This is a genomic window from Marinitenerispora sediminis (genome assembly GCF_003336425.1).
GTDB lineage: Bacteria > Actinomycetota > Actinomycetes > Streptosporangiales > Streptosporangiaceae > Marinitenerispora > Marinitenerispora sediminis.
In genome coordinates this window covers 1-551 of record NZ_QEIO01000352.1, presented here as the reverse complement: position 1 = coordinate 551, position 551 = coordinate 1, and the positions used below count along the sequence as shown (strand labels likewise).

1 protein-coding gene is annotated in these 551 nt (G+C 75.1%); it reads right to left on the bottom strand.

What is annotated here, in order from left to right; all coding sequences use genetic code 11:
- Positions 1 to 520, bottom strand: a 520-nt coding sequence (locus DEF28_RS26765; RefSeq protein ID WP_114446275.1) for a pyridoxamine 5'-phosphate oxidase family protein, incomplete at its 3' end; no start/stop codon positions are given.
- Positions 521 to 551 lie beyond the last annotated feature (31 nt).

The window sequence follows — 551 nt, the reverse complement described above, 5'->3', positions numbered from 1 at the left end:
GGGTCGGCCACCCCGAGCACGCCGACGTGCGGGCCGGCGAGGAACCTCTCGCGTTCACCGGTCGGCATCGCAGGGACCACGGAGACCTCCAGAGGCGCGAGGAGGTGAAGTCCGCGGTCCGCCAGCGCTGCGGGCGCATCCGGAAGGTCACGTCGTCCGCGAGTTGGCCGCGCGTGGCGTCCAGGTAGGCCGGTGCCTGGTCCGCGCCCAGGTAGCGCACCGCCATGGCCTCGCGCTCGGCGGGATCGGCGGGGTCCTGGCACGTTGTGACCGGCCCCTCGACGCTGACGTAGCGGTACGGCGGGGTCTCCTCCTGCGCGCACAGGCTGAACCGGCCGGCCTGCCGGATCAGCCGGGCCTTCACGGACTCGCGGCCGGTCTGCACGACCACCTCGCCGCCGGGCTCGTAGCGGTACCACACCGGCGCCAGGAGCGGGGCGCTGCCGCCGCGGGGGTCGGCCACCCCGAGCACGCCGACGTGCGGGCCGGCGAGGAACCTCTCGCGTTCACCGGTCGGCATCGCAGGGACCACGGAGACCTCCAGAGGCGCG